The organism is Aliiroseovarius sp., from assembly GCF_965228805.1.
In the GTDB taxonomy this organism is placed as follows: Bacteria; Pseudomonadota; Alphaproteobacteria; order Rhodobacterales; family Rhodobacteraceae; genus JASBTN01.
This window is the reverse complement of record NZ_CBDDIE010000003.1, coordinates 1,887,658-1,904,863: the sequence shown is the minus strand read 5'-3', so window position 1 is coordinate 1,904,863 and position 17,206 is coordinate 1,887,658. Positions and strand designations below refer to the sequence as shown.

Annotated in this window: 15 protein-coding genes; 10 read left to right on the top strand and 5 right to left on the bottom strand. The window is 64.6% G+C overall.

Features of this window, described 5'->3' with window-relative positions; all coding sequences use genetic code 11:
- Positions 1-145 precede the first annotated feature (145 nt).
- The 10 genes from pcaF (at position 146) to ACO07D_RS10495 (ending at position 8,937) form a co-directional block, all read left to right on the top strand.
- The gene (gene pcaF / locus ACO07D_RS10540; protein ID WP_421702896.1) at positions 146-1,348 is read left to right on the top strand and encodes a 3-oxoadipyl-CoA thiolase; all 1,203 of its coding nucleotides are present in this window, start codon (positions 146-148) and stop codon (positions 1,346-1,348) included.
- Between the two features lies 1 nt (position 1,349).
- Entirely contained in the window at positions 1,350-2,342 is a 993-nt protein-coding gene (gene paaA / locus ACO07D_RS10535) for a 1,2-phenylacetyl-CoA epoxidase subunit PaaA (protein WP_421702895.1), read from the top strand.
- 12 nt (positions 2,343-2,354) lie between these two features.
- The gene (gene paaB, locus ACO07D_RS10530; RefSeq protein ID WP_421702894.1) at positions 2,355-2,639 is read left to right on the top strand and encodes a 1,2-phenylacetyl-CoA epoxidase subunit PaaB; all 285 of its coding nucleotides are present in this window, start codon (positions 2,355-2,357) and stop codon (positions 2,637-2,639) included.
- On the top strand, positions 2,639-3,391 hold the full coding sequence (gene paaC / locus ACO07D_RS10525; RefSeq protein ID WP_421702893.1) for a 1,2-phenylacetyl-CoA epoxidase subunit PaaC: 753 nt from the start codon (positions 2,639-2,641) through the stop codon (positions 3,389-3,391). The genes paaB and paaC overlap by 1 nt, the downstream gene beginning before the upstream one ends.
- A 79-nt stretch (positions 3,392-3,470) precedes the next feature.
- Entirely contained in the window at positions 3,471-3,932 is a 462-nt protein-coding gene (paaD, locus tag ACO07D_RS10520; RefSeq protein WP_421702892.1) for a 1,2-phenylacetyl-CoA epoxidase subunit PaaD, read from the top strand.
- A gap of 11 nt (positions 3,933-3,943) precedes the next feature.
- Complete coding sequence (locus tag ACO07D_RS10515; protein ID WP_421702891.1) at positions 3,944-5,008, top strand: 2Fe-2S iron-sulfur cluster-binding protein; 1,065 nt, start codon at positions 3,944-3,946, stop codon at positions 5,006-5,008.
- A 10-nt stretch (positions 5,009-5,018) separates the two neighbouring features.
- Complete coding sequence (locus ACO07D_RS10510) at positions 5,019-5,768, top strand: Phenylacetic acid catabolic protein (protein ID WP_421702890.1); 750 nt, start codon at positions 5,019-5,021, stop codon at positions 5,766-5,768.
- A gap of 3 nt (positions 5,769-5,771) precedes the next feature.
- Positions 5,772-7,808 (top strand): phenylacetic acid degradation bifunctional protein PaaZ, encoded by a 2,037-nt coding sequence (gene paaZ / locus ACO07D_RS10505; RefSeq protein WP_421702889.1) that lies wholly within the window; start codon positions 5,772-5,774, stop codon positions 7,806-7,808.
- Positions 7,808-8,551, top strand: a complete 744-nt coding sequence (locus ACO07D_RS10500; RefSeq protein WP_421702888.1) for a PaaX family transcriptional regulator C-terminal domain-containing protein — start codon at positions 7,808-7,810, stop codon at positions 8,549-8,551. The genes paaZ and ACO07D_RS10500 overlap by 1 nt, the downstream gene beginning before the upstream one ends.
- Before the next feature lie 158 nt (positions 8,552-8,709).
- The gene (locus ACO07D_RS10495) at positions 8,710-8,937 is read left to right on the top strand and encodes a hypothetical protein (RefSeq protein WP_421702887.1); all 228 of its coding nucleotides are present in this window, start codon (positions 8,710-8,712) and stop codon (positions 8,935-8,937) included.
- Positions 8,938-8,991: 54 nt separating this feature from the next.
- On the opposite strand, the gene ACO07D_RS10490 is transcribed toward ACO07D_RS10495, so the two are convergent.
- Genes ACO07D_RS10490 through ACO07D_RS10470 form a run of 5 tightly spaced genes read right to left on the bottom strand, consistent with a single transcriptional unit; the run spans position 8,992 to position 17,165 of the window.
- A complete protein-coding gene (locus ACO07D_RS10490) occupies positions 8,992-11,586 on the bottom strand; it encodes a molybdopterin-dependent oxidoreductase (protein ID WP_421702886.1) in 2,595 nt (864 codons plus the stop codon).
- On the bottom strand, positions 11,583-11,915 hold the full coding sequence (nirD, locus tag ACO07D_RS10485; protein ID WP_421702885.1) for a nitrite reductase small subunit NirD: 333 nt from the start codon (positions 11,913-11,915) through the stop codon (positions 11,583-11,585). Before nirD ends, ACO07D_RS10490 begins: the two co-directional genes overlap by 4 nt.
- Positions 11,912-14,344, bottom strand: coding sequence for a nitrite reductase large subunit NirB (nirB, locus tag ACO07D_RS10480; RefSeq protein ID WP_421702884.1), 2,433 nt, complete (start codon positions 14,342-14,344; stop codon positions 11,912-11,914). Before nirB ends, nirD begins: the two co-directional genes overlap by 4 nt.
- 5 nt (positions 14,345-14,349) lie before the next feature.
- Positions 14,350-16,077 (bottom strand): ABC transporter ATP-binding protein, encoded by a 1,728-nt coding sequence (locus tag ACO07D_RS10475; RefSeq protein WP_421702883.1) that lies wholly within the window; start codon positions 16,075-16,077, stop codon positions 14,350-14,352.
- A gap of 5 nt (positions 16,078-16,082) precedes the next feature.
- On the bottom strand, positions 16,083-17,165 hold the full coding sequence (locus tag ACO07D_RS10470) for an ABC transporter permease (RefSeq protein WP_421702882.1): 1,083 nt from the start codon (positions 17,163-17,165) through the stop codon (positions 16,083-16,085).
- Positions 17,166-17,206 lie beyond the last annotated feature (41 nt).

Here is a 17,206-nt window from a genome sequence, read left to right as displayed (position 1 = left end):
AAGCTCAACCCGCCGAAAAGGTCAAGTTACAGAAAACTGCTCGCGTTCCAGTTTTTGTAACAAATCTCTTGCGCCGAATCACAGGCATGATTATTGCTGACCATGCGGTCGGGTTTGTTCGCCCCGACCCGTAAGGGAGGACCACATGAACGCATTCATCTGCGACGCCGTCCGCACGCCCATCGGGCGTTACGGCGGGGCGCTGTCATCCATCCGCACCGACGACCTGGCCGCGCTTCCGATCAAGGCACTGATGGAGCGCAACCCGGGCGTGGACTGGACATCCATCGACGACGTGATCTATGGCGACGCCAACCAGGCGGGCGAAGACAACCGCAACGTGGCCCGCATGGCCGCGCTGCTGGCGGGTCTGCCGGTTGACGTTCCGGGCACCACGGTGAACCGGCTCTGCGCCAGCGGAATGGATGCGGTCGGCATGGCTGCGCGCGGGGTGAAAGCCGGGGATTATGACCTCTGCATCGCCGGCGGTGTGGAAAGCATGAGCCGTGCGCCCTTCGTCATGCCCAAGGCGACTACGGCCTTTACCCGCGCCAACGCTGTCCATGACACCACAATCGGCTGGCGCTTCGTGAACCCGAAGATGGACGAGGATTACGGCACCCATTCGATGCCCGAGACCGCCGATAACGTGGCCGAGGATTACGGCGTGAACCGCGCCGATCAGGACGCTTTCGCGGTGCGCTCGCAAGACCGCTGGCAGGCCGCACAACACGCCGGTTACTTCGCCGAGGAGATCGCCCCGGTCACCGTGCCGCAGCGCAAGGGCGATCCGATCATCGTCGACACCGACGAACACCCGCGACCCGGCACGAGCGTCGAGAAGCTGGGCAAGCTGAAGGGCGTCAACGGTCCGAAGCTGACGGTCACCGCCGGCAATGCCTCGGGCGTGAACGATGGCGCCGCCGCCATGCTGGTCGCCTCGGACGCAGCGGTCGACAAGAACGACCTCACCCCGATGGCCCGCGTGGTTACCATGGCCGCCGCCGGCGTGCCGCCCCGCATCATGGGCATCGGCCCCGTGCCCGCCGCCCGCAAGGCGCTGGCAAAGGCCGGGCTGAGCATCGAGCAGATGGATGTGATCGAACTGAACGAAGCCTTCGCCGCCCAGGGCCTTGCCACCCTGCGCGAGCTGGGCGTCGCCGACGACGATCCCCGCGTGAACCCCAATGGCGGCGCCATCGCCCTGGGTCACCCGCTGGGCATGTCCGGCGCGCGCCTGGTCATGACGGCCGCCTATCAATTGAAACGCACCGGCGGGAAATACGCGCTCTGCACCATGTGTGTAGGCGTGGGCCAGGGCGTTGCACTCATTCTGGAAAGGGTCTGACATGTATGCACAGATGATCAAGACGGCACGCTCCGGCGTGAAGACCCGCGAGGAGATGACGGATCAGGAACGCGAGTTCCAGGACCGCATCGACCGCGGCGAAAAGATCGAACCCAAGGACTGGATGCCCGATGACTACCGCGCCACGCTGATCCGCCAGATCGGCCAGCACGCACATAGCGAGGTCGTCGGTCAGCTGCCCGAAGGCAACTGGATCACCCGCGCGCCCACGCTGGAACGCAAGGCGATCCTGCTGGCAAAGGTGCAGGATGAAGCGGGCCATGGCCTGTACCTCTATTCCGCCGCCGAGACCCTGGGCGAAAGCCGCGACGAGCTGGTCAAGCTGCTGCACGAAGGTCGGATGAAATACTCCTCGATCTTCAACTACCCCACCCTGAACTGGGCCGATATCGGCGCGGTCGGCTGGCTGGTCGACGGCGCGGCCATCGTCAACCAAGTGGCGCTGCAACGGACCTCCTACGGTCCCTACTCGCGTGCCATGATCCGCATCTGCAAGGAAGAAAGCTTCCACGCCCGGCAGGGCTATCACGCGATCATGCAGATGGCCTTCGGCACGCCCGAGCAGAAGCAACAGGCCCAGGACGCGGTCAACCGCCTGTGGTTCCCTGCGATCATGATGTTCGGCCCGAATGACAGTGAATCGACCCACTCGGAACAGTCGATGGCCTGGAAGATCAAGGTGAAGTCGAATGACGAGCTGCGCCAGCAATTCGTCGACCAGACCGTGCCGCAGATCGAATACCTCGGCCTCGACCTGCCGGATCCCGGCATCAAGTGGAACGAGGAACGCGGGCATTACGACTTCTCGGATCCCGACTGGACCGAGTTCTTCGACGTGATCAAGGGCAACGGCCCCTGCAACGTCGATCGCATGAAAGACCGGGTGAAGGCCTGGGAAGATGGCGCCTGGGTGCGTGACGGCCTGATGGCTCACGCCCGCAAGAAAGCCGCACGCAAACACGCTGCCGAGTAAGGGAGAGAGAACATGAGCAACGAATGGCCCCTGTGGGAAATCTTCATCCGCGGTCAGCACGGCATGAGCCACCGTCACGTGGGCAGCCTGCACGCCCCGGACGCCGAAATGGCGATCAAGAACGCGCGTGACGTCTACACCCGCCGCAACGAAGGCGTGTCGATCTGGGCGGTCGAAGCCAAGCACATCGCCGCCTCCTCGCCCGAGGAAAAAGGCCCGCTTTACGAGCCGTCGAACACCAAGGTCTATCGCCACCCGACCTTCTTCGACATTCCCGAAGAAGTGGGGAGCATGTAATGGACGCCCTGTTTCAGTTTCTGCTGCGCATGGGGGACAATACCCTCGTGCTCGGCCACCGCGTATCGGAATGGTGCGGTCACTCGCCCATCCTGGAAGAGGACATCGCGCTGGCAAACACGGCGCTGGACCTGATCGGGCAGACGCAGCTGTGGCTGGGCCTGGCCGGTGAGGTCGAGGGCAAGGACCGCTCGGCCGATGACCTGGCCTTCCTGCGCGACGCCTGGGATTTCCGCAACGTGTTGCTGGTCGAGCTGCCCAATGGCGATTTCGGCCAGACCATGATGCGCCAATTCCTGTTTGACGCCTGGAACGTGACCATGCTGGGCCGGTTGATGAAATCGTCCGACAAGCGCGTCGCGGATATTGCCGAGAAGGCCTCGAAAGAAGCCGCCTATCACGTGGAGCGCTCCGGCGACACGGTGGTGGGTCTGGGCGACGGCACCGAGGAAAGCCATGCCCGCATGCAGGCCGCGCTCGAATACCTCTGGCCCTATGTGGGCGAGATGTTCGAAAGCGACGAGGTCGACGCGGCCATGGTCGAGGCGGGCATCGCGCCCGATCCGGCCTCATTGCGCGCCGAGTTCGACGAGCTGGTCGGCCGGGTGCTGGGCGAGGCGACGCTGACCATTCCGGCCAGCCCCTATGCCCACAAGGGTGGCCGCACCGGCTACATGCACACCGAACATCTGGGGCACCTGCTGACCTCGATGCAATGGCTGCAACGGGCCTATCCGGGCGCCAAGTGGTAAAGGGGTAACCGTTTTCTTCGAAGAAAACGGGCCGGAATTTTCGAAAATTCCGGTCACCCCGACCCAAGGGAGGAGAGCGATGGCACACCCATCGACACAACAGGTCTGGGACTGGCTTGACCAGGTGCCCGACCCCGAGATCCCGGTGATTTCGCTGGTTGATCTGGGCATCATTCGCGGCGTGGAATGGGAAGGCGACATGCTGAATGTCACCGTCACCCCCACCTACTCCGGCTGCCCCGCCACGACCCAGATCAACCAGGATATCCTGGCAGGCCTCGCCAAGCACGGGCTGACCGATGTCACCCTGCACCGGCAGCTTTCCCCCGCCTGGACCACCGACTGGCTGTCGGACAAGGGCAAGGCCGCGCTGGAGAAATTCGGCATCGCGCCCCCCGCGCCGAAAGGCACCCCCGAACGCTGCCCCCATTGCGGTGGGCAGAACCTGGAGAAAACCAGCCAGTTCGGCTCGACCCCCTGCAAGGCACTCTGGCGCTGTACCGACTGCCTTGAACCCTTCGATTATTTCAAGTGCATCTGAGGAGACCCAACATGGCGCGCTTTCACAAGCTGACCGTGACCGACATTCACAAGACCATCCGCGATGCGGTGGTCGTGACCCTGAAACCGGAAACCCCCGAGGCCTTCGATTTCACCCAGGGCCAATACCTGACCTTCCGCCGTGACTTCGACGGGCAGGAGCTGCGCCGCAGCTACTCGATCTGTGCGGGCAAGGACGAAGGCATCCTGCAGGTCGGCATCAAACGCGTCGAGGACGGCGCCTTTTCGACCTGGGCCAATGAAGAGCTGAAAGCGGGCGACACGCTGGAAGCTATGGAGCCGATGGGCACGTTCTTCATCCCGCTCGATGCCGCCGCCAACCGCCACTACCTGGGCTTTGCCGGTGGGTCAGGCATTACCCCGGTGCTGTCGATCATCAAGACCACCCTGGCCACGGAACCCGCCAGCCAGTTCACGCTTGTCTACGCCAACAAGGCGGTGAACACGATCATGTTCCGCGAGGAGCTGGAGGATCTGAAAAACCGCTATATGGGCCGGTTCAACGTGATCCACATCCTGGAATCAGACGCGCAGGAGATCGACCTGTTCACCGGCCTGGTGGACGAAGACAAATGTGCCCAGCTGTTCAAGCACTGGATCGACATCCAGCACGTGGACACCGCCTTCATCTGCGGGCCGGAGCCGATGATGCTGGGCATCGCCAAGGCGCTGCGAGATCACGGGCTGGACGACAGCCAGATCAAGTTCGAGCTCTTCGCCTCGGCCCAGCCGGGCCGCGCGCCGAAGAAGGCGGGCAAGGCCACGAAGGCGGGCGACAAGGGCACGCAGGCGGTGATCACGCTGGACGGCGGCTCGCGCACCGTGACCATGGACGGCCAGACCTCGATCCTGGACGCCGCGCTCGAAAACCAGATGGACGCGCCCTACGCCTGCAAGGCCGGGGTCTGTTCTACGTGCCGCTGCAAGGTGCTGGAGGGCGAGGTCGACATGGTCGCCAACCACGCGCTGGAGGACTACGAGGTCGAACAGGGCTATGTGCTGTCCTGCCAGAGCTTCGCCGTGTCCGACAAGGTAACCGTCGATTTCGACCAGTAAGGGGACAGACATGACCGAGATGAAGATCGAAGACTACCTGGCCCAGGGCGGCAAGCTGACGAACCCGTCAAACGTGCCCGCGCGCTACCGCGCCGAACTGATGCGCCTGATGGCCACTTTCGTTGACAGCGAACTGGCGGGCGCCGCCGGCTTTGCCGACGTGATCAACGCAGGCCCCGGCATCAAGGAACGTATCGCGGCGGCCAAGATCGTGATGGAAAAGACCGACAATGCCGACAAAGTATTGAAGATCATGGGCGAATTCGGTGCCAATACCGAAAAATACGCCAACCATCACCCCTGGGCCGACCGCCTGCCCCGCGACGCCGACATCGGCACCAACCGGACTGAGGGCGACATGCGCCTCGCGGTGTTCAACTACCCGCTGGCGGGCTGGTCCGATGCGGTGGTGATGAACCTGCTGATGGGTCTCGCCGTGGGCGTACAGATGAAGGAGTTCACCCAGGTCTCCTACGCCCCGCTGGCCGAAGCCTTCCGCGAAATCGCACCGGTCGAGGCGCGTCACGCCGAACTGGCCGCCGAGGGTCTGGAACGCATGTCTGCGGACAACCGTCAGGCTTCGGTTGACTATTGGTGGCCCCGCGTGGCCGCGAGTTTCGGCAAGGACGTGTCGACCCGCGCCACCCAGTTGGAGGCCTACGGGTTGCGCAGCGCCACCAATGCGGAACTGCGCGAGGAATGGGCCGCCACCGCCGCCAAGGCGCTTGAGAACTTCGGCCTCACGGCCCCGAAAGGATAATCCATGACGATCATGAAAGTTGCCAGCTTTGCCGCTGGCGAATGGGTTCAGCCCAACAGCGCCGCGCGTGCCATCGCCTCGGCCATTACCGGCGCGCAGATCGCCGAAGCGGGCAATGACAACCTGGACATGCAGGCGATGCTGGACCACGCGCGCAATGTCGGCGGCCCGGACCTGCGCGCCATGGGCTTCCATGACCGCGCCAAGATGCTGAAGGCGCTGGCGCTGCACCTAGGACAGCACAAGCAGGAGCTCTATGACCTGTCGTTTGACACCGGGGCCACGCAGAAGGACCACCTGATCGACATCGACGGCGGCGTCGGCACGGTCTTCGTCTTCGCCTCCAAGGGGCGGCGCGAGATGCCGGACGGGCAAGTCTATATCGACGGCGACATTGAAGAGCTGTCGCGTGGCGGCACCTTCAAGGGCATGCATATTGCCACGCCGCTGAAGGGCGTCGCTGTCCACATCAACGCCTTCAACTTCCCGGTCTGGGGCATGCTCGAAAAGCTCGCCCCAACCCTGCTGGCCGGCGTGCCCGCCATCGTGAAACCGGCGACCGCATCCTGCTATGTCACCGAGGCCTGCGTGCGCATCATGCTGGACAGCGGCATCCTGCCCGACGGTGCGCTGCAGCTGATTTCCGGTGGCACCGGCGACCTGCTGGACCGTCTGACCGCGCAGGACGTGGTCAGCTTTACCGGCTCGGCCCAGACCGCCTCGATGCTGCGGTCGAACCCGAATATCCTGAAGAACTCGGTGCGTTTCGTGGCCGAACAGGACAGCCTGAACGCGTCGATCCTGGGTCCGGACGTGACCCCGGGCACGCCCGAGTTCGACCTGTTCATCAAGGAAGTCCACCGCGAGATGACCACCAAGGCGGGGCAGAAATGTACCGCGATCCGCCGCATCATCGCGCCGGAAGGCCAGGTGCAGAACGTGATCGAGGCGCTCTCGGCCAAGCTCGACGCCACCCCGATGGGCGATCCGCGCGCCGAGGGCATCCGCATGGGCGCTCTGGTGTCTGCTGCGCAGAAACGCGACGTGTTGGAGAAGGCCGCGATGATCGGCACCGAGTCCAAGCGTGTCTATGGCGACCCCGAGGCGCTGCCGCAGCAAAACGCGATGGGCGACGTGAACCCGGACGCCTTCGTGGCGCCCATGCTGTTTCACTGCGAAAGCCCCGACACCGCCACCGTGGTGCATGAGACCGAGGCCTTCGGCCCGGTCAGCACCATCATGGGCTACCGCGACATCGACCACGCGATTGAACTCGCCAACAAGGGCGAAGGCTCGCTGGTGGCTTCCGTGATCACCGCCTCGGGCGACGTGGCGCGCGAGGTCGCGATGGGCGCGGGCGCCTTCCATGGACGGCTTTACTTCAACAACGCCACCTCGATGAAAGAATCGACCGGCCACGGCTCCCCCCTGCCCCATATGGTGCATGGCGGTCCGGGTCGCGCTGGCGGCGGCGAGGAGATGGGCGGCATTCGCGGCGTCATGCATTACATGCAGCGCACCGCGATCCAGGGCAGCCCGGACATCCTGTCCTCGATCGGCGGGCGCTGGGTGCCGGGTTCCTCCGAGGTCGAGGCCCCTGCGCATCCCTTCACCCGCCGCTTCAACGACCTGGCGATTGGCGAGACGATCCACACCGCGCCCCGCACGGTCACGATGGACGATATCGAGCTGTTCGCCAATTTCACCGGCGACACATTCTACGCCCACATGGACGAAGACGCCGCCAAGCGGAACCCGTTTTTCCCGGGCCGGGTGGCTCACGGCTACCTGCTTCTGTCCTTCGCCGCGGGGCTGTTCGTTGAGCCAAATGAAGGCCCGGTTCTGGCCAACACGGGGCTCGACAACCTGCGTTTCATGACGCCGGTGGCGGCCGGGGAAAGCATCCAGGTGCGCCTGACCGTGAAGGCCAAGACGCGCCGTACGGACGAGTATGGAGAGGTGCGCTGGCACGTGACCCTGGCCAACCAGGACGGTGACCTTGTGGCGGAATACGAGCTTCTGACCATGGTGGCCTATTGATGGATGTCGCAGCGCTCTCTCCGGCCGTTCAGGCCCTGCGTGGGGGGGAGCTGCGCGTCTGGTCCTTTGTTGTCACCATCTTCGGGGACATGGCGCGGGCGCCGGGGCAGGAACTGTCCGGCGCCCAGCTGTCTGCCCTGACCGAAGCCGCCGGGATAAAACCCCAGGCCCTGCGCACCGCGCTGCACCGGCTGCGCAAGGATGGCTGGATCGACAGCCGCCGCGTTGGGCGTGGGGCGATGCATCACTTGACCGATCACGGCCGGGCGCAAGCCGAACAGGCCGCTGCGCGTATCTATGATTTCGCCCCGGTGGCACCCGGCAGGTGGCACTTGGTGGTGCTCTGCGATCGTACGCGCATCCTGCCCGGTCATGTGCCGCTGGCGCCCGGCTGCTTCCTTGGCCATGGAGAGCCACCCGAGGTACCAGGGGCCTTGGTTCTGTCCGGGCCGGATCTGACCGTGCCCGACTGGGTGCGCGCGCAGGTCATGTCGACCGACCTCTCCCAGGACTACGAGGCATTTCAACAGGCGCTGCAACTGGCGCTGGCGGTACCCACCCCGGCCAGCCCACTGGAAGCCACGGTCCTGCGCCTTCTGGCCGTTCATGGCTGGCGCCGCCTGGTACTGCGCCATGCGGCTCTGCCTGACGGGCTCTACCCTGCCGACTGGGCCGGACCTGCCTGCCGCGCGCTGATGGCATCACTGCTTGACCGTCTAGGAGCCTCTGTCGCACCCGAATGACACAGGGGGGGGCGCCCCAGATTCCGGGTATTCGGCATTCAGCCATGCACACGCGGCAATACAGTTTTGCGCTAACATCCATTGTGCCGAGGCCGAATAACCACCAGATTGCCCGCCATGGGAGGAGCCCTTGATCCAATCCGAACCCGAGGTCTCCAATGGCACATATTCTTTCGCATCCGAACACGGGCGCATTCCACCTTTCCGACATCCTGATGGCTCCGCTGCGCGCTGTCGGTCGGTTCTTCATCACCGTGATGGAGCAGAACAGCCGCGTGCAATTGGTCGAGCGCCTGAACGCCAAGAGCGATGCAGAGCTTGCCAAGATCGGGATTGAGCGCGACGAGATCGTGCACCACGTCTTCCGCGATCTCTACTACCTCTGAGGGGCCTGCCCTTCGTTTGCGAAAGCCGCGCCAGGGCGTCCCGGCGCGGCTTTTTCATTCCGCCGCCACCGGGGCGTGGGTGGCAATCAGCACGGCCAGCTCGGGCTTGCAACTGCCGCAGCTGGTCCCGGCCTGGGTCGCGGCACCCAAGGCGTCGACGCTGTGACACCCGGCGGCAATCGCCGTTCGCAGATCATTGGCGCCAACACCCATACAGGCACAGACCACCGGACCCGGATCGGGCCTGTCAGCCGCCATGCGCCCCGCCAGAACCGCGAGCGGCTGCGCGGGTTGCCCGATCTGCGCGAGCAGGTGACTACGCGCGGCCTCCACCGGCCCCGACCCGGCCAGGAACAGTGCGGCAAGCGCCCCGTCCCGTTCCAAGGCGATCCGCACCGTGCCACGCACCGGGTCTTCAAGCAGACTCACCTCGGCCTCCGGCTCGTTCGCCAAGGCCCGCACCAAAGCGGGCCAGTCTTCGGGCGCCTGCCCGAACACCTCCGCCGACCATCCATTCGACGCAGCGGCAATGGCCCCGTTCACCCCGCCCAAAGTTATCGGACGCGTGCAGGCCAGGAAGCCCTGCCAGGCGGGATCGTGTTTCGCGATGGCGACCTGTGCCCCTTTCGAGGCGGGTTGGCCCGAGACCGGATCCGTCACCGCCGCGACCAGAGGCCCAACCCTCCCATAGGCTGCCGTTTGTTTGGTCCAATGCATCGGCACGAAGACCGAGCCCCTCTGCGCCCGGGCGGAGATCAGAACCCGCAAGATCGCTGACCCGGTGTCCGATGAGACCCGCGCCAGGTCCGCGTCCCGCAGACCCAGGGCCAAGGCGTCCTCCGGGTGCAGCTCGATATAGGGTTCGGCCATGTGGCGCGACAGGCGGGCGGAACGGCCGGTGCGGGTCATCGTGTGCCAGTGATCGCGCACCCGGCCGGTGTTCAGGGTAAAGGGAAAATCTGCGGGCAGGCCGAACGGCTTCGGCGCGGATACCGGCAGCATCCGGGCCTTGCCATCCGGGTGGTAAAAACCACCGTCCGCAAAGAACCGACCACCCGCTGTGGCGTCTTGCGGCACGGGCCATTGCACAGGTGCCAGCGCGTCATACTCCCCACGGGCCAAGCCCCTGAGGCCGGTCAGGTCCAGCTCCCGCGCGAAGTCGCGAGAGACCGATGTCGAGCGCGCGTATTCGTCGAACACCTCCGCCTCGTCCGCCCAGTCAAACCCTTCGAACCCCATGCGCTGCGCCACATCCGCCACGATCTTCCAATCGGGCCGCGCGGCACCGGGCACGGGTAGGAAGGCACGTTGGCGTGAAATCACCCGTTCCGAATTCGTCACCGTGCCCGATTTTTCTCCCCAGCCAGCGGCGGGCAGCAACACGTCGGCCAGGTCGCCCGTGTCCGTACGCTCAAGTATGTCCGAGACCACCACAAAGGGCACCGCGCGGATCACCTCGGCCACCCTGTCGGCATCGGGCATCGACACCGCCGGGTTCGTGGACATGATCCAGAGCGCCTTGATTTTGCCGTCAGCACAGGCGCGATAGAGGTCCACCGCTTTCAACCCCGGCGTCTCGCAGATGGTCGGACTGTTCCAGAACGCCTGCATGGCCGCCCGGTGGGTGGGGTTCTCGATATCCAGGTGGTTGGCCAGCATATTGGCCAGCCCACCAACCTCGCGCCCGCCCATTGCGTTGGGCTGGCCGGTGACGGACAACGGTCCCATGCCGGGACGCCCGATCCGTCCGGTCGCCAGGTGGCAGTTCAGGATCGCATTGACCTTGTCGGTGCCGCATTCGGATTGGTTCACCCCCTGGGAATAGATCGTCACGACCTTCTCTGTCCCGGCCCAGAGCGCGGTGAAGGTCTCCAATTCCTCAGCGCTCAGCCCGGTCTCTCCCCCCGCACGCGCAGCCTCCACCGCGGCGTCGATCCCGTTCACATGGGTGGCGACATAATCCGTATCCACCCGGCCGTCATCCACGATCCGACACAGCACCGCGTTGAACAGGGCCACGTCGCCGTCCGGCGCCACCGACAGGTGCATGTCCGCCACGTCCGAGGTCGCCGTGCGGCGCGGATCGATATTGACCACGCGCATTTCGGGCCGCGCCGCCTTGGCCGCGACCAGCCGCTGGTAGAGCACCGGATGGCACCAGGCCAGATTGGACCCGACCAGCACCACTAGGTCGGCCTCTTCGATGTCCTCGTAACAGCCCGGCACCGTGTCCGAGCCGAAGGCACGTTTGTGCCCCGCCACCGACGACGCCATGCAAAGCCTTGAATTCGTGTCGATATTCGCACTGCCGATATAGCCCTTCATGAGTTTGTTGGCGGCGTAGTAATCCTCGGTCAGCAACTGACCAGAGACATAGAAGGCCACGCTGTCTGGCCCGTGTTCGGCAACCGCCGCGCAAAACTTGCCCGCCACCAGACCCAGCGCGTGGTCCCAGTCCACGTCCTGCCCATGCACGCGCGGGGTCAGCAGGCGGCCTTCCAGCCCGATCGTCTCGCCCAACTGCGTGCCCTTGGAGCAGAGCCGCCCGGCATTGGCCGGGTGGGTCGGATCGCCCTTGATGGAGCCATCCGCCCCGACCAACACCCCACACCCTACGCCACAGTATGGACAGGTCGTGCAGGTGGTCATGCCGCGCGCGCCTTGAGGAAGCTGGTTTCCAGCAGGATGCGCCCAGCCTCAATGCGTGCCGGGTAGGTTGCAACGCGCCCCTCATCCGCCCCCAGCGCCTCGCCGGTTTCAAGGCTGAAGACCCAGTTGTGCAGCGGGCAGGTCACGGTCTTGCCATGCACGATGCCTTCGGCCAGCGGGCCCTGCTTGTGCGGGCAGGCATTGTCCAGCGCAAAGACCTCACCCGTGCCGGTGCGAAACACCGCGACGCAGCCATGCACCGTCTTCACCACCCGCGCCCCACGCGGGGCAATGTCATCAAGCGCGCCAATATCGATCCAGTCCGTCATTCCGCGGCCTCCAGCATCAGGTTTGCAATCGGGGTGTAGCTTTCCGCCTTCTCGGCCACATGTTCAGCCCAGGGGTCGGTCCGGTAGATGCTCTGGCTCAGCTCGAACCGCTCACAGAGCGCCTTGCGCGTGGCCGCGTCACCGACCTGCTCCTTGACCCAGTCCAGCCCCACCTTGGCGACCCATTTGTAGGGCCGGTCCAGATACTTGGCGTTCTCACGGTAGAGCTGCATGAAGGCCGTGGCCCATTCGATCACCTCGTCTTCCGTGGTCAGATCGGCCAGACGCTCGGTCTCCTTCACATCCATCCCGGCAGCCCCGGCAACGCCCAATTGATAGCCGGAGTCCACGCAGACCACGCCGATATCCTTGCAGGTCGCCTCGGCGCAGTTGCGCGGGCAGCCGGAGACGGCCAGCTTGACCTTGTGCGGCGTCCAGGAGCCCCAGAGGTGTTTTTCCAACTTCACGCCCAGCCCGGTCGAATCCTGCGTGCCGAAGCGGCAGTGATCCTTGCCGACACATGTCTTTACCGTCCTGAGCCCCTTTGCATAGGCGTGGCCCGAGACCATGCCGGCGGCGTTCAGATCGGCCCAGATATCCGGCAGATCCTCGCCCCGCACCCCCAACAGGTCGATGCGCTGGCCGCCGGTCACGTGCACGGTGGGCACCTTGTATTTCTCGGCCGCATCCGCAATGGCGCGCAGCTCGTCCGGCGTGGTCATGCCGCCCCACATGCGGGGCACGACCGAATAGGTGCCGTCCTTCTGGATGTTGGCGTGTTTGCGTTCATTGATGAAGCGCGATTGCGGGTCGTCCTGGTATTCGAGCGGCCAGTCGGCCAGCAGGTAGTAGTTCACCGCCGGGCGGCAGACATGGCAGCCGTCGGGGGTTTTCCAACCCAGCTCCTGCCAGACGGCGGCCTGGCTTTTCAGCTCCTTGGACTTGATCAGGCGGCGCACGTCCTCGTGGCTGTGATCGGTGCAACCACAGATGCTTTGCGCGGCGGGGATGACGAAATCATCGCCCAGGGTCGCGCCCAGCACTTGCTCCACCAGCCCGGTACATGTCCCGCAGGAGGCCGAGGCCTTTGTGGTCGCGCGGATCGCGCCCAGATCACCTGCGCCCGCGTTGATCGCGGCTACGATATCGCCCCTGGACACGCCGTTGCAGCCGCAGATTTCCGCATCATCCGGCAAGGCTGCAACGGCCGCCATAGGGTCCAGGGGTTCGCCCCCCTGGAACGCCGGGCCGAAGATCAGGGTCTCGCGCATGTCCGAGATGTCTTCGCCATCCTTGATCAGGCCGAAGAACCAGTTGCTGTCTGACGTGTCGCCGTAGAAAACCGCGCCGACCAACCGGTCGCCTTCGATCACCAGACGCTTGTAGACACCGCGCGCGGGGTCGCGGAAGACCACGTTCTCGCGGCCCTCCCCATCCGCGAAATCGCCCGCGCTGAACAGGTCGCAGCCGGTAACCTTCAGCTTGGTCGCAACCTCTTTCGGCACGAAAGCCGCCTCTTCGCCCAGCAGGGTCTTGGCAACAATCTTGGCCTGGTCATAGAGCGGAGCCACGAGGCCGAAGAGCTGGCCGCGATGTTCCACGCATTCGCCCATCGCCAGGATGTCCGGGTCCGAGGTCACCATCTGGTCATTCACGGTAATCCCGCGCTCCACCTCGATGGCCGCATCATTGGCCAGCCGGGTTTCGGGGCGGATGCCCACGGCCATGACCACCAGGTCGGCCGGGATCATCTCATCATCCTGCAAGAGCACACCCTCAACGCGGTCCTCGCCAACAATGGCCGCCGTGGAGGCCTGGCAGCGCACGGTAATACCCTTGCCCTCCAGCGCGCGGCGCAGAAGGTAGCCTGCCGCCTCGTCCAACTGCCGTTCCATCAGGTGGCCCATCAGATGCACCACGGTCACGTCCATGCCGCGCAGGGCCAGACCAGCGGCGGCTTCGAGCCCCAGCAGACCCCCGCCGATGACCACCGCCTTGCCGCCCGTCTTGGCGGCGTCAATCATCGTGTTGGTGTCTTCCAGGTCGCGATAGGAGATCACGCCGGGCAGGTCCTTGCCGGGCACCGGGATGATGAAGGGGGCCGAGCCGGTGGCAATCAGCAGCTTGTCGTAGGGAACCTCACCCTTCTGCCCGATCACAATCTTGCGGTCGCGGTCAATGGCGGTGACATGTTCGCCAAAGCGGCAGGTCACGCCGTTCTGGGCGTACCAATCATCGTCATGGGTGACGATCTCTTCATAGGTCTTGTCCCCCGACAGCACCGGCGAGAGCATGATGCGGTTGTAGTTCCCGCGCGGCTCGGCGTTGAACAGGGTGACGTCATAGGCGTCCGGGTCTGCGTCGAAGAGGTGTTCCAGCGCCCGACCGGAGGCCATGCCGGCGCCGATGACAACGAGTTTCTGGGTCATGTCTTTCACTCCGCTGCGAGGGCTTTGGACGATTTGGTCGGCTTGGTGGGGGCGGGTTTCGACTTCGGTGTCGCCCCGGAGGGGCGCTTTGGCGCGTTCCCGTGCTCATATTCCTCGAGGAAATCGAGCACCTCCTGCCGGTAGGTGTAGTAATCGGGATGCTCCAACAGTGCCTTGCGCGTGCGCGGACGCGGCAGGTCAACCTTGGTGATCTTGCCGATGGTCGCCTGCGGCCCGTTGGTCATCATCACCACGCGGTCGGCAAGCAGGATCGCCTCGTCCACGTCATGGGTGACGCAGATTGCGGTCACCTTGGTGCGGTCCCAGACCTCCATCAGCACCTCCTGCAGCTCCCAACGCGTGAGGCTGTCGAGCATGCCGAAAGGTTCATCCAGCAACAGCAGTTTCGGCGACAGCGCAAAGGCGCGCGCGATGCCGACCCGCTGTTTCATACCGTTCGACATGGAGTTCGCCGGGCGGTCCATGGCGTCCCCCAGCCCGACCCGTTCCAGGTAATATTCGACCACGTCCTGACGCTCGGCCTGGCTCGCGCGCGGATAGACCTTGTCGACACCGATCGCGACGTTCTCCTTGGCGGTCAGCCAGGGAAAGAGGTTGGGCGACTGGAACACCACGGCGCGTTCCGGGTCCGCCCCCTGCACCGCACGGCCATCGAGGTTGATCACGCCCTTGGAGATCTCATTCAGCCCCGCCGCCATGGTCAGCACCGTCGACTTGCCGCAGCCCGAGTGGCCGATCAGCGAGATGAACTCGCCCTTGTCGAGCTTAAGGTCGAAATCCTCGACCACCGTCAGTGGCCCCTTCGGCGTCGGGTAGATCTTGTGCAGTTGCGAGAACTCCAGATACCGGTCCGTGCGTTGGCTTTCCGTGGCGCGAGCATCCGCCTGCGCCTTGGGGATGTTGTGCACGGCGGTAATGTTGGGCAGCTCCTTGGTCACATCGAGCTTGGCGGCCATGCCCACATCCATCAGGTAGTTGGTCACCGCCAGGCGCAGCTGTTTGAACCCCTCGTGGTGGTTCATCTCACCACGATCACGCGGGCGGGGGATGGTCACCTTGAACTCCTGCCCCAGGGTGCCATCCGGGTTCAGCGCGATGATGCGGTCGGCGAGCAGGATCGCCTCGTCCACGTCATTGGTAATGAGCACGCAGGTCTTCTTGTCGGCCTGCCAGATCGCTTCGATCTCATCGGCCAGATTGGCGCGGGTCAGCGCGTCCAGGGCGGACAACGGTTCGTCCAGCAGCAGAAGCTCCGGGCTCATGGCGAGGGCGCGGGCCACGTTGACCCGCTGACGCATGCCACCCGACAGCTCGGCGGGGCGACGGGAGGCCGCGTGGGACAGGCCGACCATCTTGACGTAATGCGCGACCTTTTCCTCTTTCTCGGCCTTGGACAGACCCGGAAAGATCGCATCCACCGCCAAGGCCACATTGCCGCTGACCGTCAACCACGGCATCAGCGAGTAGTTCTGGAAGATCACCCCGCGTTCCGGCGCCGGGCCGGTGACCTTGGCGCCCTTGTAGGTGACCGTGCCCTTGCTGGGCTGCTCCAGCCCCGCCATCAGGTTGATCAGGGTCGTCTTGCCGGTGCCCGAGAAGCCCAGGAGGACAAGGAACTCACCCTCCTCGACAGTCAGGTTGATGTCCTTCAGGACCGGGGTCTCGGCCGTACCTTCCCCGAAGCTCTTGGAAACGTTCTTGAAATCCAACATGACGCTCACCGATTGTTCGAGAAGGTAAAGAGCGACTGGATCGCGTACATCAGCCGGTCCAAGAGGAAGCCGATGATGCCGATGGTAAAGACCGCGACCAAGATCTTGGCGAGGCTCTGCGAGCTGCCGTTCTGGAACTCGTCCCAGACGAACTTGCCCAGACCAGGGTTCTGCGCGAGCATCTCCGCCGCGATCAGCACCATCCAGCCAACCCCCAGGCTCAGGCGCAGCCCGGTAAAGATCAGCGGCAGGGCCGAGGGCAGCACCAGCTTGGTGATCTTGGTCCAGGTGCCCATCTTCAGCACTTTCGACACGTTCACCAGGTCCTTGTCGATCGAGGCCACCCCCAGCGAGGTGTTGATCAGCGTGGGCCACAAGGAACAGAGCGTCACCGTGATGGCCGAGGTCAGGAAGCTTTTTGAGAACAGCCCGTCATTGGTGACGTAGACGGCGGACACGACCATGGTGACAATCGGCAACCACGCGAGCGGCGACACCGGCTTGAAGATCTGGATGAGCGGGTTGATCGCGGCGTTTGCCGTGGGCGACAGACCCGCCAGGATGCCCAGGGGAATGGCCACCATGGATCCGATCAGGAAGCCGAAGAACACGGTCTTGATCGAGGTCCAGATCTGGTCGTAATAGGTCGGCTTGCCCGTATAGACCCGTTCCTTGACCTTGTCTGCGCGGCCTTCCGCGATCAGCTTGGCGTTGCGTTCATTCTGACGGACATAGAAGGCCGCTTCCTTCTCACGTTCCCGCACCGCGTCGTCGTGCAGGCTGCCCACTTGCTCCCAAACCTGCGCGGGGCCGGGGATCGCGCCCAGGCTGGTCTGTACGGTGGGGGCCAGGTTCGCCCAAAGAGCCAGGAAGCCGACGATCGCCAGGACCGGCACGCCCAGCAGACGCCAGATCTCCTTGGCCTGGGCCTTGGGGTTGTCCCCGGCCAGGGCCTTCAGGATCGGGGTCAGCCAGCTCAGGCCCAGGACCTGGAACCAGCCATCCAGCTTGTTGATACGGGTAAACAGCCGGGCCTTGCGGGCTTCGCGCTCCTCGGCGGCGATGGCTTGCGGGTCGATGGCGGTCATCTCATGTCCTCACTTGCGGGGGTGGTCCTGCGGGATGGTGG